This window comes from Salinivirga sp., assembly GCF_055145285.1.
The window spans coordinates 1-14200 of sequence record NZ_JBSRDC010000018.1 but is presented as its reverse complement, the minus strand read 5'-3'; the positions used below and the strand labels follow the sequence as shown (position 1 = coordinate 14200).

Annotated in this window: 11 protein-coding genes; 4 read left to right on the top strand and 7 right to left on the bottom strand. The window is 40.0% G+C overall.

Annotated features, from left to right (window positions below; genetic code table 11):
- The first annotated feature begins 2 nt into the window (after window positions 1-2).
- Window positions 3-377, top strand: coding sequence for a DUF1987 domain-containing protein (locus ACTB0Y_RS03310; RefSeq protein WP_463205372.1), 375 nt, complete (start codon window positions 3-5; stop codon window positions 375-377).
- On the opposite strand, the gene ACTB0Y_RS03305 is transcribed toward ACTB0Y_RS03310, so the two are convergent.
- From ACTB0Y_RS03305 to ACTB0Y_RS03280, 6 genes are all read right to left on the bottom strand, one after another.
- Complete coding sequence (locus ACTB0Y_RS03305) at window positions 374-1777, bottom strand: SpoIIE family protein phosphatase (RefSeq protein WP_463205371.1); 1404 nt, start codon at window positions 1775-1777, stop codon at window positions 374-376. The two genes, ACTB0Y_RS03310 and ACTB0Y_RS03305, sit on opposite strands and share 4 nt — an antisense overlap.
- Window positions 1777-5517, bottom strand: a complete 3741-nt coding sequence (locus ACTB0Y_RS03300; protein ID WP_463205370.1) for a SpoIIE family protein phosphatase — start codon at window positions 5515-5517, stop codon at window positions 1777-1779. Before ACTB0Y_RS03300 ends, ACTB0Y_RS03305 begins: the two co-directional genes overlap by 1 nt.
- A gap of 71 nt (window positions 5518-5588) precedes the next feature.
- The gene (gene nfo / locus ACTB0Y_RS03295; RefSeq protein ID WP_463205369.1) at window positions 5589-6428 is read right to left on the bottom strand and encodes a deoxyribonuclease IV; all 840 of its coding nucleotides are present in this window, start codon (window positions 6426-6428) and stop codon (window positions 5589-5591) included.
- Window positions 6429-6828: 400 nt separating this feature from the next.
- Complete coding sequence (locus ACTB0Y_RS03290) at window positions 6829-8280, bottom strand: NAD(P)(+) transhydrogenase (Re/Si-specific) subunit beta (RefSeq protein WP_463205368.1); 1452 nt, start codon at window positions 8278-8280, stop codon at window positions 6829-6831.
- A gap of 36 nt (window positions 8281-8316) precedes the next feature.
- Window positions 8317-8634, bottom strand: coding sequence for an NAD(P) transhydrogenase subunit alpha part 2 (locus ACTB0Y_RS03285; protein WP_463205367.1), 318 nt, complete (start codon window positions 8632-8634; stop codon window positions 8317-8319).
- 5 nt (window positions 8635-8639) lie between these two features.
- Window positions 8640-9767, bottom strand: coding sequence for a Re/Si-specific NAD(P)(+) transhydrogenase subunit alpha (locus tag ACTB0Y_RS03280; protein WP_463205366.1), 1128 nt, complete (start codon window positions 9765-9767; stop codon window positions 8640-8642).
- Window positions 9768-9958: 191 nt separating this feature from the next.
- On the opposite strand from ACTB0Y_RS03280, the gene pdxH reads away from it, so the two are divergent.
- Window positions 9959-10582: a pyridoxamine 5'-phosphate oxidase gene (pdxH, locus tag ACTB0Y_RS03275; protein WP_463205365.1), complete on the top strand. Its 624-nt coding sequence runs from the start codon at window positions 9959-9961 to the stop codon at window positions 10580-10582.
- Between the two features lie 667 nt (window positions 10583-11249).
- On the opposite strand, the gene ACTB0Y_RS03270 is transcribed toward pdxH, so the two are convergent.
- Window positions 11250-11642, bottom strand: a complete 393-nt coding sequence (locus ACTB0Y_RS03270; RefSeq protein WP_463205364.1) for a hypothetical protein — start codon at window positions 11640-11642, stop codon at window positions 11250-11252.
- Window positions 11643-11863: 221 nt separating this feature from the next.
- Between ACTB0Y_RS03270 and ACTB0Y_RS03265 the strand changes: the two genes are divergently transcribed.
- Together ACTB0Y_RS03265 and ACTB0Y_RS03260 are read left to right on the top strand one after the other, a co-directional pair.
- The gene (locus tag ACTB0Y_RS03265; RefSeq protein WP_463205363.1) at window positions 11864-13306 is read left to right on the top strand and encodes a tyrosine-type recombinase/integrase; all 1443 of its coding nucleotides are present in this window, start codon (window positions 11864-11866) and stop codon (window positions 13304-13306) included.
- A 128-nt stretch (window positions 13307-13434) separates the two neighbouring features.
- Window positions 13435-14094: a hypothetical protein gene (locus tag ACTB0Y_RS03260; protein ID WP_463205362.1), complete on the top strand. Its 660-nt coding sequence runs from the start codon at window positions 13435-13437 to the stop codon at window positions 14092-14094.
- Window positions 14095-14200: the final 106 nt, after the last annotated feature.

The window sequence follows — 14200 nt, the reverse complement described above, 5'->3', positions numbered from 1 at the left end:
TTATGATGCCTGTTTTATTTATTGAAGCAACGAAAGATACCCCAAGAGTGCTTTTTGATGCTGAAAAAAACCAATTCGAAATTACAGAGAAAAGCCTGCCTGAAGATGCTATAGGTTTTTTTCAACCCATATTTGACTGGATAAACCAGTACATTGATAACCCAAACCCGGAAAATACTTTTGTTTTTTACCTCGATTATTTCTCAACTAGCACAGCCAAGCAATTGTCGAAGGTTTTATTTTTACTGGAGAAGCTTTCAGAGCAAGCGAATGTAAAAATCATCTGGAAATATCAGGCTGCCGACCTCGATATGTACAATGCAGGACTGCGTTACAAAAAAATGTTGGACGTGGATTTTGAAATTGTTAAGGTTTAAAACTTAATACCCCAAACTAAAACATCGTCTATTTGGCGGCTGCGCCCTTTCCATTCATCGAACCGTTTTTCCAGCAAATCTTTTTGTTTACCAAATTCACGTGTAGCTAAGTCTTCTATAAGATTTTTGAAACGGTGATACATCATTTTTTCCTTTTCTTCATCATTAAACTGGTCGCGATAGCCATCGCTAAACAAATAGAGCACATCGCCGGGCTCCATGGTATAGCGGCACAAATCAAAATCGGGTTTTCTCGTATGCATATCAGAACCACCAATGGCAAATAAACTACCCTCTAACTCTATTAGTTTACCTTTATGCCATAAAAATACAAACTGGTTAGCAATACTGACAGACAGTTCTTTTGTTTTATAATTGTATTGGGCCAGCGCCATATCCATGCCATCTTGTTGCTCTGGCAGTCCTGCTTCCTGGCGCAATACTGTTTTAATTTTCCGGTCGAGTTCTTTTAAAATTATTGCCGGGTTACTATGCTGCTCACTTAAAACAATCTCATTCAACAAGGTATTGCCAATTGTGGCCATCAATGCGCCCGGAACACCATGTCCGGTACTATCGGCTTCTACAAAAAATGCTTTATCACCTATCTCTCCATACCAATAGAAATCGCCACTGACTATATTTCGTGGTCGAAACATTACAAAGCTATCGCTAATGTGTTTCATATAATCATCTGCCCGCGGCAAAATGGCATATTGAATGCGCTGCGCATAGTTAATACTATCTGTGGTAACCTGGTTCACATATTCCAACTCGGTATTCATGTCTTCGAGCTGCTCGCTTTGTATTTTGAGTTCTTCGCTTTGCTGGGAAATTTCTTCTTCGGCAAATTTCAAATCATTGATATTTGTGGCAATAACCATTACTTTGTGTTCTTTTTCAAAAATGGCATGTGCCATACTTACCTGAAGCCAAAACCTGTGACCTGTTTTAGTAGTTATAAAAAAATCGGTTTGCGTATTAGTTTGTTGGCTCACGCTTTTACGGAATATTTCAGATATTTTTTCAAACCCCGGTAAATCGTTGATATTGACCCCCGTAACATTTTCCTCGGTGGATAAGCCAAATGTTTCACGAAAAATTCTGTTGGCAAAATCAATATAGCCTTCAGCATTGGTTACTGCAACCAGGTTATCAGTATCGTTAGCCAGTATGGATAGTAGTTTGAATTCATGCGTCAGCTGCTTTATTTTATGGTTCTTTTCAACAATATGTTTCTGTTTAAACATATTCTTTCTGTACAATATTACTGTATAGATAATAGCCGATATGGCTACCATGCCTGCAATAAATAAAATACACCAGGCGCTTAGGCTGAAATGCAGTGTGCCAACAACAGCCTGAATAACATTTGATGGTATTACAAAGATGTGTATCATTAGTGTAACTTCACTCCTACAACTAAAATATCATCGACCTGCTCAAGATTACCCTTCCATTTTTTAAAACGTTCCGCCATAATTTTTTCCTGCGTATTAATTTCATTTTGTGGTAACCGTGATATGAGTTTTTTGAAATTAACGGTTTTAAATTTTTTTCCTTTAGTGCCTCCAAACTGATCGGTGTAACCATCACTGAACATATAAAGCATATCACCAGGTTCAGTATCAACTTCTTTGAGGCTAAATGGAGTCTGAATATCTCTGAAAATACTAATGGGCATTTTATCCGGTTCCAGCCCAATGAGCTTTTCACCGCGTTTTATCAGGGCTATATTATTGGCACCGGCATAGCATAATTTATGCTGGGTAGCATCGTAGCTGATTAATGCGATGTCCATACCATCTTTATTATCTCCTACGCGGCTCGTTTGTCGTAAGGCATTTATTATTTTTGATCTTAGGCTATTGAGTACTTTGTCGGGTTCAACAATACCTTCAGAAATAACTATTTCATTCAGAAAATTTAGTCCGATAAGACTCATGAAAGCTCCGGGAACCCCATGGCCTGTACAGTCGGCTACAGCCAATAAGGAAACATGCTGCGTTTGGTGTACCCAATAAAAATCACCGGAAACAATGTCGCGGGGCAAGTCGAAAACAAAATTTTCTTTGAAAACCTTTGTTAAACTATTTTTTGAAGGAAATAATGCTTCCTGAATGCGCTGGGCATAATGTATGGAATCTGTAATTTCCTGTTTTTGTTGTCTGATCTCGTCTCGCTGCTTTACAGCCAAATCACGTTGATTACGAATTTCGTCGCGTTGTTGTTCAATTTCTTTCTCTGCTTCTTTGAGTTTTCGTATATCCGTATCAATACTAATGAGCTTTTTGATGTTGCCTTCGCTATCGAGAATAGGTGTTAAGGCTGTTTGCACCCATATTTCGGAACCATTTTTACATTTATTAAGCGATTCATATATAATGGGTTTTTTATCTCCAAACCACACATTGATAAGGTCATTCATTTGCAAATTGGCATGTTTGCCAATCTTTTCTCTATCCTGATCGTTAAGTAATTCATGAAACTCGTAGCCATACATGCGGGTAAAGCCTTTATTAATCCACTGGTAATTACCCTTGCCATCCATCACGGCCACTGCATTATCTGTAAATTCAGCTACAATAGACAGTTTTTCGAGTTCTTTATTGGTTTCTGCCAGGTACTGTGTTTGCAACTCAAGTTCTTCTTTTTGTTGCCGTACTGTAGCAATAGCATCATTTATACGTTTTTGTAATTTTTTCTTATCTGATTTGAGTCTGCGGCTGTTCAAATCGATTGCAGCATATATGATTAAAGCACCGAAAATAACGTATAAAAGAAAAGCCCAGGAGGTTAAATAGTACGGAGGCGATATAGTAAAGCTCGCATTTGCTTTTCCTATCACCTGATTATTGGCATCTCTCGCTTTTACCATAAGGTGATAATCTCCGCCCGGCAGGTAGGGAAAATCTATTACTTTTTTATTACTCCAGCTGCTCCATTTATCTTTCAGTCCTTGGAGTTTATATGAAAACTGAATAGCATCTAATGACTGATAGGCCGGACATGCGAGTTTAATTCTCAAAGAATTGTGACTAAAAGGCAATTCACCCAGGCGCAGAACAGTGTTACGATAATTCCGGAAATTTGGCAACAGCATAAGGGAATCACCACCAAAAGCAACTTCTCTGAACTTCAGGGGAACCGTCATAAACTGTTCAAACAAGTAGGTGGTATCGATGGCAATGACGTGGTTCAAACTGGCCAGCCAGATATTGCCATTTTTATCTTTTTCGATACCTTCAGTGCCATAATCTGTTAATCTGCGAAAAGCGGTATTTTCAATTTTGCGTGTGGAACGATCAAAATACATCACGCCTTTATTGAGTCCAAACCACACCTTATCTTTTGTTGGCAACACTGTATTTATTATCACAGTATCGAATACAGGCGCATTGAATAAAGGGGCATAAGGTTGAAAAGCATCGGCATCATCATCGAAATACATTACGCCTGACCGTGTGGCCATAAAAAGTGTATCGTCTGTTAAATAAGGGATGTTTTTATCGTTGGAAGGCAGGCCGTTTGATTCATTATACTGTTTAATGGATTTTACTTTCAAATCGGACTCAAAATCAATCACAAAAACGCCGTTGTAACCGGAGGCCACCCAAAGTCTATTGGCTTTATCGAACGTCATTTTTCTGATATTCTCCTCAAAATTTCCTAATACAGCGAGCTGTTTGGCGTAAAAATCACCGTTGGCCTTTCTCAGAATCTTTACCGCTCCTATACCTTCAGGATGGCCCAATAGAAATACATCATCGGCAAATGGCACCTTTAGAATGTCGTAGGTGCCATAGAAAGGTGCTAATGATTTTATAGCATTGTTTTTTCTATCGAGCAATGCCAGGTCGCGTAAGCTACTGAATAAAATTTTGCCGGGATAATTTTGCAATGGTTCAATATCGAGCACATAAGTATAATCATCGGTAATAAGTTCCAAATCATGCAAATTACTGAAACTATCTATATAGCGATTTATGGAGTATAATCCCTGAGTAGTTCCTATAAAAACTTCATCGCCGTATACCCTGGCAGATATGGCAACGCCATTTATATTGTTAAGTTCATCAAAATACCGAAACGGATGGCTGTCCCGCACAAAAGACAATCCCATTTCGCCCGTAAGCCATAAATTCCCTTGTTTATCGACCTCAATGTGATAAATGGCATCGCTTGTAATACCATAATTTTTCCGGTAGTTATTAATTATATTGAATTCATGGTCTGTAACAATAACACCCTGCCTCAGCGTAGCAATATAATAATTGTGTTTATGGCTAACAGCATAATAGGTCACGGCTTTCTCGAGTAAATTATTAAGTTTTTTTACAACCGGTTTAATCCATTTGTTGCCAGCTGGACTGTTCAAATTTCTGGTGAAATCTCCTTTTGATAATCCCAATGATTGTTCCCAGGGAATAAGCTCTGCTTGTGGTGTAAAATGAAAAAGTCCTTTTTGGCGGACACCTGCTATGATGTTGTTTGTTTTACCGGGCATAAAAAAATAGACGGAATAATCTTTGGGTAGCAATGAATTCCGGTAGAGCTGCATGGTATCGTTCACAACTTTGCCGAATCCGGAATATTCGTCATAAAATAAAATTTCGTCTTCGATGACAGATGCTCTGAAACTGCTAATAACAGAAGGAGCAGCTACTAATTTCAAGCGATTGTTGGCATATTTAAAAATATGTTTTCGGCCAGCTACATAATAAATGCCATCAGATGTTTTCAATACCCGCCATACGGACTCAAAGTCTATGGTATCGAGTTGTGCAGAAAGGGAGTAATACTTTAGCCGGCCATATTTATTGGGATAAAAATAACCGAACTCACGTGTGCCTCCTACATAAATTTTGCCTGTGGTGTCGGTTTCGAGTGCACGGAGGGCACTATTATTGGGCAAAGTATAGGCATTCCAATTTACACCGTCAAATTCAAATAGCCGGGAACTGTTGGCTACATATATAAAACCATTGGGCGTTTGTACAGACATCCAGTTCTGCAAGTTACTACTGAGGCCGGATAAGTCGAAATTTTTTATATATGGATATCCCTTTTCCAGGAGTGAATTGGCAGCAGACACATTAAAAAACAACAAAAATGATATGGATAGAAGCAGTCGACTCACTCTTTTTTCTTTAAAAATAATAAAAATTGGCTATTCTACAGCACCTGGCACCAATAATATGGGTTGATTAATCAAATCATATCTTTCAACATTTTTATTTCATCTTTCCATCTTTCCGGTTCGGGTGTTTCGAGTATCATCGGTACACCATCGAGCCGCTTGTCTTTCATCAGGCGTTCGAAACCTTCTATACCAATAAAACCCTCACCAAGCGGAGCATGACGGTCTACCCGGCTTCCCAGCTCTTTTTTGGCGTCGTTCAGGTGCATACCTTTCAGAAAATCGAAGCCGATGTACTGCTCAAATTCTTTCCATAATTGCTCATATCCTTCGCCCGTGCTAAAATCATAACCTGCAGCAAAACCATGGCAGGTATCGATGCACACGCCTACCCGGGATTTATCTTCTACCTGTTCGATAATTTCGGCTATCTGTTCAAAACTATATCCGAGGTTGGTGCCCTGTCCTGCTGTATTTTCTATAACGGCTGTTACGCCCTTTGTTTTGTCAAGGGCCTGATTGACTGATTCAGCAATGGTGGTAAGACATTCTTTAACCGTGGTTTTCTTTAGGTGGGAACCGGGATGGAAATTCAGCCTGTCGATACCCAACTGTTCGCAACGCTGCATCTCATCCAGAAAGGCATTTCGGGATTTCTCCAGGCCTTCTTTTTCGGGATGACCCAAATTTATGAGATAACTGTCGTGTGGCAATATTTGTCCGGCGCCATAGCCCAACTCCTCACATTTTGCCCTGAAGCCTTCAATGTTTTTATCGCTAAGCGGTTTGGCTTTCCATTGTCTTTGATTTTTTGTGAAAAGCGCAAAAGCTGTAGCCCCTATTTCGGTTGCATTGGCAGGTGCATTTTCTACACCGCCTGCTGCGCTTACATGTGCTCCAATGTGTTTCATATCTTGTATATTTTATGTTTTGTATTTGCCTCCCGTATTTCCAGTCATCCTTATTAGCTCGCATGCCAAATTGAATGGTTTTGAACTTTTGTACAGACTATACCGAAGCAAACAAAACTTTTATTTTTATATTATCAAAATTCTGCAAGTATGCCTTAATTTTTATTTTTTTGCTTGCGCATTGTGGGTATTACATTAACCCGGACAAGGTTGTCTTATCGTCTGCTTTTTTTTATTAACAGTACTTTTTGGTTTAAAAAAGTTACCCATTAAAATATTAGACACCGTTGAAGCATATGAGTTGTAAAAAAAGCGGAAATAATTTTAAAGCGCAATAAAAACAAGCTAAAAAGCCTGTCTTTATTACGCATTATTTTTGAATTATTAAATTTTCGAAAGATTAAAGCGCTTTGATTTCTTCTATTAATTTCTGGATTGAATCTTTGGCATTACCAAATAGCATGCGTGTTTTATCGTTGTAAAAGAGGCTGTTTTCGATTGCTGCATAACCTTTACCCATGCCGCGCTTCATCACAATAATATTTTTGGCCTGGCCTGCACGAATAATGGGCATACCATAAATGGGACTTGACGGATCATCTTCGGCAGCCGGATTTACCACATCATTGGCACCAATAACCACGGCCACATCTGTAGATTGCATCTCCTCGCTGGCATTGCGTTCATCAATTAATTTCTCATAAGGCACATCTGCTTCTGCAAGCAGCACATTCATGTGGCCGGGCATGCGGCCTGCTACTGAGTGAATACCAAACTTCACCTCCACACCGTTTGCTTCCAGCATTTTCGACAGTTCGTTAACGAGATGTTGGGCCTGAGCAACCGCCAAACCGTAGCCCGGAATGATGTATATTTTTTGCGAATAATTAAGCAATACCGCAGCATCGCTCAATGATATTTCTTTAACAGTGCCGCCCTCCTGTCCGGAAGCTGCTCCACCGCCACCAAATGCTCCTACAATGACATTAATCAGTGAGCGATTCATGGCGCGACACATTAAAATGGTCAGAATGGTACCGGCCGAACCTACCAGGATACCACCGGTAAGCATAACCTGGTTATCGTAAAGAAAACCGCCCATAGCGGCAGCAATACCTGTAAATGAATTTAACAGCGAAATTACCACGGGCATATCGGCCCCTCCAATGGGCATTACAAAAGAAACACCGTAAATAAGACTGATGGCGAGCATGAGGTAAATGGCCGGCATTAAATCAGCCGGATTGGCATCACCTCTGGTCATGATGTAAATGATAAATCCAAGAAGCACGGCGAGGAACAACAGGTTTACTACCCGCAAAGATGTAGCGCGTATATCTTTAATGCGTCCGTCGAGCTTACCAAAGGCAATCATACTTCCGGCAAATGAAACACTACCAATCATTAATCCAAGCAAGATAGCCAGCACTTCGCCGGTATGCATGGCCACTGTGGCCGAGCCTTGTGCAAGATGCGGAAATTCCATCAGAGCAATAAGGGCCGCACTGGCACCACCCATACCATTGAAAAACGAAACCAATTGGGGCATGGCCGTCATTTTTACTTTAATCGCTATAGCCCAGCCAATGACAGTTCCCAAAACAATAGCGCCAATAATCCAGCCTACATTTTTAATGGGTTCGCCATTCATTTCGTGCAATGTAATGGTGGCAATTATGGCCATTACCATCCCCAAAGCAGCATACAGATTGCCTCGTTTGGCTGTTTTGGGGCTACTTAACATTTTTAATCCTATAATAAACAACACCGATGCAATTACATATATAAGTTCGAGGAGTGAGTCTCCGAGTGTAAATGATATATTTTCTGTAAGTTGAAATACTTTGTCCATACCTGATGATTTAGCTTTTTTTTATAAGCTGATGATTTAATTTTTATTCCCTTTTCTTTTTTTATTGAACATTTCCAGCATGCGGTCTGTAACCACAAAGCCGCCTACTACGTTAAGCGTACCCAATACCACAGCGAGGAATCCAAGAATAAAAGCAACGGTATCACTGGCGTGCCCCATTACTATAATGGCTCCAATAATTACCACACCATGAATGGCGTTGGCACCCGACATCAGGGGCGTATGCAATACTGCAGGCACATTGGAAATTACTTCAATACCTAGAAATATTGATAGTACGATAATAAAAATTGCATCTCTGTTGGTGAAGAAAAATTCCAGCATAGCTTCCATATCATTTAATTTTTATATGCATTTCGAATACGTTCACTAATTAAATCTCCCTCGTGGGTAATGGTGCATCCTGCAATGATATCATCCTCAAAATCGAGTTTCATCTCACTATTTTCACCGGTTAGTATTTCGAGAAAGTTGATGACATTGTTGCCAAACATACGGGATGCATCTATTGCCATATCTGAAGATATTTGCGAACTGCCTACGATACTCACGCCCTTGTGATTGACAACTTTATTGTCCTGGGTAAGCTCGGTATTGCCACCACTTGAGGCAGCCAGGTCAATGATGACCGAACCGGGTTTCATTTGTTCAATCGATGCTTTGGTAATAAGCTTTGGGGCCGGCTTTCCGGGAATCTGAGCTGTTGTAATTATTACGTCAGACTTGATGGCGTGTTCCTGTATTTTTTCCTGTTGGCGGTTTCTAAAATCTTCTGTTTGTTCTATAGCATAACCGCCCGCGTCCTTATCGTCTTTGGCTCCTTCCACTTCAATAAACTTTCCGCCCAACGATTGCACCTCTTCTTTAACAGCTGCCCGCACATCGAAAACCTCCACAACGGCGCCCAGTTTTCGTGCTGTCCCAATGGCCTGCAAACCAGCTACTCCGGCTCCCAAAATGAGCATTTTGACCGGTTTAATGGTTCCGGCTGCCGACATGAACATTGGAAAGAAACGTGGCACCCGGTTGGCCGCCTCCAGTACACTTTTATAACCGGCCACTGTGGCCATTGATGATAAAATATCCATGGCCTGCGCTCTTGTTGTACGTGGTAAGTTATCGAGACTTAATAAGGTAAGTCCTTTATCTTTAAACTGGTTTACTAATTCTTTATTAACCAAAGGATTGTATACACCCACCACAATCTGTCCTTTTTGTAAATGAGAAAGTTCCTCGACTGCCAAAGGTTGAATGGTTAAAACAAGCTCAGCATTTTTCAATATATCAGTCCGTTTCGATTTGGTGGCCCCACTTTCTTCGTAATCGGCGTCGGGTGCAAAGGCTGTGGCACCCGCTTCAGACTCAAACAAAACTTCGTGACCTTTTTTCACCAGCTTTTGAACGCCTTCGGGCAATAGCGCCACTCTGTGTTCAAAGCCGGGTTCCTTTAAAAGCCCTATTTTCATATTATTTGGTGTTTTGGTCTTATCGCATTTAATCGACAAGCAGTTTAAATAATGGTTTATTCTTTTTATTTAATCTAAATAACAGTTGTGCACGGAAAATGTTGACTATCCACATCTTTAAACCTGAATTATATTTGCGAAGGATAGGCGCAGCAACAAAAACATAGTGGAAGTGTTGATGTAAAAAAAGTATGCAGTATAACTCAAGGAGAGAATATAACTTAGACAAGCTAAATTTAGGCGATTTGCCTGAAAATCCAATTGATGGATTAGAATACTGGCTAAAAGATGCCGAAACACAACAGGTTCCGGATTATAACGCTTTTCATCTTGCCACAAGTAATGCTTCAGGGCATGTAAGCGGACGTATTGTGTTGCTTAAAAACATAGAAGATGGCCGGCTGGTTTTTTATACCAACTATGATAGCCGCAAAGGACAGCAGATAGCTGAAAACAACCGGGTAGCTGCCACATTTTTCTGGTCCCAAATGGACAGGCAAGTGCGAGTGGAGGGTACTGTAAGTTGTTTGACTGCAAGTAAAAGCGATGCATATTTTCACTCGCGCCCAATAGAATCGCAGGCCGCTGCAGCCGCAAGCCACCAGAGTAAAAAAATAGCGCAAAGAAAAACATTAGCGCAACGCTATGATGCCCTGTTACAACAGCCCGATAAAATAAAACGGCCCGAACACTGGGGCGGATATGCGATTGAACCCCACTACATAGAATTCTGGCAGGGCCGGCCAGGCAGGCTACACGACCGTATTGTGTTTGAAAAAGCTGATGGATGGATAAAGTACCGGGTGCAGCCGTGAGCGTGGTTGGTAGGTTGGGTACTTCGACAGGCTCAGTAACCATACTTCGACAGGCTCAGTAACCTTACTTCGGCAGGATTGATTGATTGGCTGATTGGTTGATTTGTTGATTTGTTGATTGGTTGGTGATTCGTGTCTGTAAATTGCAAATTAAAAATGTACAAATTTTCGCAATAGTAAATGTACAGTTTTAAGCTAACGTTTTTCATTAATTATTTACGTTATTTTGTGGAACAACGAGCGACAATGTAGGCATTACGAAAAAAAGAGTTCACGCCAACCCGATATTTATCGGGTCAGTGGTAAATATCACGCCACGTGCGCAGCGGGTTCTTACGTTGCGGACGCCGCGTATTTGTTGCGTGCGCCGCGAGAGAAATAGTTTGACGCAACGTGCGCAACTGTGCTCTTGTGTTTTTCGGCAGCTTTGTATGTTTCGCCGATGATTTGGGATTTTGGAGGTAATTTTTGTCAAACGCGGCGATTTTCCTGCGTTGCGTGATGTTCCCAGGGCGTTGCCCGTGGGTTAATGCTGGCTGCCCCTTTGGGGCGAAGAAGGTTGATTGGTTAATTTGTTGATTTGTGGCTCAGGGAACTGTGCGGTAGTGCCCTTCAGGGTTCGGGGCGTGGGTGGGCCTGGTGGATTGGAGGTGACTGTTTTAGGATGCTATTCTCTTTTTTGATGATTATCCATGTAATCTTGTTTTTGGATGATCAGGACTTTTTTGGGGTCTTGTATCTGCATGTAGCCATAGTCGTAGCAGAAAAAATAAAGGTTGTTGTTTTCTGTGCGCCAGGTGTGGGTAATGTGCCTGAAATCCATGCCCATTTGCTTTAAAAAGTCTTTGCGTACGGTGGCTTTGCCCCATGGACAGGCTGTTTTGAGTGCTGAGCGATTTTTTCGTAATTGTTTGTTGATGGTTTTTATGTAATCTTCTTCTATATTACTTCTTTGATTATGGTAGATGCTTTTGCATTCAGGGCTACAAAATTTCTTATCGCTTCTTCCTTTAACTAACTCATTACAATTGAGGCATTTTCGTGTATCCTGTTTCATCATAACCGTTTTTTTATTCGTTTATATTCGTTTATAGACGGTTAAAAAACGGATAATTTTTGATTTGACCATAGTTTTGTTCAAAAATATTAATCAATCCACGATTTTAACATGTTTATACACGCTTATATTACCTCGATAGCAGAATGGCAACTTGTTGGCCGATACCCCCACGGCACGGTTGTCATTTTGCTTATCATTCGAATTTTAAAATGAAATTGCCTATGAAACCAATTGTGTATTTGAACAAACGTTCGCATCCGGTTAATAAAAGGACTTATATTGCTTTGATTTATAAGCCGCATAAAGAAATTAGTCAGTTAATAGAACAAAATGACTGGATTCGTTTTAGCGAGCAAATTGGACATTATGTGGTTCCTTATTCCAGGGCCAATATTGATTTACTCAAAGAGCTTTTTGATGGTTTTGCCCGGCTGGATTTCAAGTATATGAATGTTATATCGAAGTTTCGGGCAGATGAGTTGGAGGTACGCTCGGACATTAGCTATCGTGCCCCCTTAGTTATAAGGAAGAAAGCCGGACAGGTGCTTTTGGTGCCCAAACATGCAGGTGGACGCAACTTTTTTGTAATTAAATTTCAAAACAACAGGCAAATCACTGCACAACTGCGGTCTTTGAAATGGCTCAGATGGGGTGATAAAATGCGTGTTTTTTATTTTGAAGCCACACGATATAATCTGAATCGTTTTTTAGGCGAGGCATCGGGACAATTACGCATAAAACTGCATCACAAGGCAGAGGTGCACGATGCGGGCATCATCAGGTTACTGCTGGAGCAATCTTATCAAAAGGGTAAACGGTATAAATCCTGTCCACTGGATTTTATAAAATTCATGATAAGTCGCAACTATTCGCGCAGCACAATTGATACGTATCATTATTACTTATTGCGTTTCATTAATGCTTACCCCTGGTTGAATATACAGACCATGAATAAGTTTGACGCTAACAAAATTAACCGGTATCATCAGGATTTGAAAGCAGCTGAGGGGGCTGGAACAAACAAGATTCATCAAAGTGTAAGTGCCATAAAACTGTATTTCCGTGAAGTTGTGCACAAAGAATTAGCGCTGAATTTGGTTGTACGGCCCAAGCGGGAAAAAGCGCTACCAAAAGTCTGGAGTCTTGAAGAAATCACCCGCATTTTACGGTTTGTAGATAATATAAAACAAAAGACAGCACTCACATTGATGTATTCGGCCGGATTGCGCGTAAGTGAAGTTACACGATTGAAGCCTGATGATATTAACCGGGAGCGGATGCAGATTCGCATTATACAATCGAAGGGACGAAAAGACCGGTACACCATTTTGGGTCAAAAAACGGTTGCTATGCTGGAGAAATATCTGGAGGAATACAGTCCGCGGGAGTATTTATTTGAGGGGCAGTTTGGCGGACGATATTCAAGCACAAGTATTCGCAATGCGTTGCACCGTGCGGTAAAAAAAGCCGGGGTAACTCCTCACCATGGCACGCATACTTTGCGCCATTCTTTTGCGACGCATTTATTGGAGGGTGGTACAGATTTGCGTTACATACAGGGTTTATTGGGACACAATCATTCAAAAACCACAGAGATTTACACGCATGTGAGCAATGCGCATTTGCGCACCATAAAAAGTCCGATCGATGTTTTGGATATTTGAAAACAATGCATATATTAGTCGTGAAAATAGGAATGATAACGGAGCAGGCCATGTAAAGAGAATGTAAATAAGGGCACATGATGTTCGGTTATCTCCAAGTTAGGCAACATAAAAACAAACTGACGAGAATGAGAAATCTGAATATTGATGAATTAGAAAGTAAAATTCAAGATTACGCACTTGATGTTGAATACATAGAGAAACAACATCTTGAAGTTAAATTAACTCAATTTATCAACTTTCTTGAAAGCCAACCGATTTCAAATAGGATATTAAATCGTTTTTTTGAAGATTATCAAGAACTATATAAAAAAATACCACAAGAAAAGTCACAAAACTGGAGAAAATCAAAGAAAGATTTAGTTGATGATATCAAAACCCCCGAACTTCAAGGAGCTTTAGGTTACTTTCTAATTCGGCAAAAACTTGATTCACCAAGACTTTATAATAATTCGTTTTTAGACCTAACCCATCAATGGTTTGAAAGTCAAGGAGATTTAGACCAATGGAAAGATGATTTTAATACACTTATCTTTAAACCTTTCATAGAGCTATTGAATTGGTACATATCAGAAAGTCAATCTTATAATTCGAAAGACTATTTTTCAAAAGTAGAAATATCAGAGTTTAATGAGAAGTTAACTGACTTAGAAGAAAAGATTACAAAGTTAGGTTTTGGTCAAGAGATTATTTTTGATGAAATACAAGAACTTAATGAATTATTGAAAAGCTTGAAGAAAAAAAATTGGTCGGAAATATTCAAAGGCTGTAATACTCCCCAAAATTAGTACCATTTGTTAAGTTGAAAAAAAATGATTAAAATTAGAATTAAAAATTAGGTACTATGAAAGGAAAAAGAAGAAAATTTAGACCAGAATTCAAAGCAAAAGTTGC

Coding starts and splice junctions, on each gene's coding strand:
- ACTB0Y_RS03310 (WP_463205372.1), top strand. CDS start 3: ATGATGCCTGTTTTATTTATTGAAGCAACGAAAGATACCCCAAGAGTG.
- ACTB0Y_RS03305 (WP_463205371.1), bottom strand. CDS start 1,777: ATGATACACATCTTTGTAATACCATCAAATGTTATTCAGGCTGTTGTT.
- nfo (WP_463205369.1), bottom strand. CDS start 6,428: ATGAAACACATTGGAGCACATGTAAGCGCAGCAGGCGGTGTAGAAAAT.
- ACTB0Y_RS03290 (WP_463205368.1), bottom strand. CDS start 8,280: ATGGACAAAGTATTTCAACTTACAGAAAATATATCATTTACACTCGGA.
- ACTB0Y_RS03285 (WP_463205367.1), bottom strand. CDS start 8,634: ATGGAAGCTATGCTGGAATTTTTCTTCACCAACAGAGATGCAATTTTT.
- ACTB0Y_RS03280 (WP_463205366.1), bottom strand. CDS start 9,767: ATGAAAATAGGGCTTTTAAAGGAACCCGGCTTTGAACACAGAGTGGCG.
- pdxH (WP_463205365.1), top strand. CDS start 9,959: ATGCAGTATAACTCAAGGAGAGAATATAACTTAGACAAGCTAAATTTA.
- ACTB0Y_RS03270 (WP_463205364.1), bottom strand. CDS start 11,642: ATGATGAAACAGGATACACGAAAATGCCTCAATTGTAATGAGTTAGTT.
- ACTB0Y_RS03265 (WP_463205363.1), top strand. CDS start 11,864: ATGAAACCAATTGTGTATTTGAACAAACGTTCGCATCCGGTTAATAAA.
- ACTB0Y_RS03260 (WP_463205362.1), top strand. CDS start 13,435: ATGAGAAATCTGAATATTGATGAATTAGAAAGTAAAATTCAAGATTAC.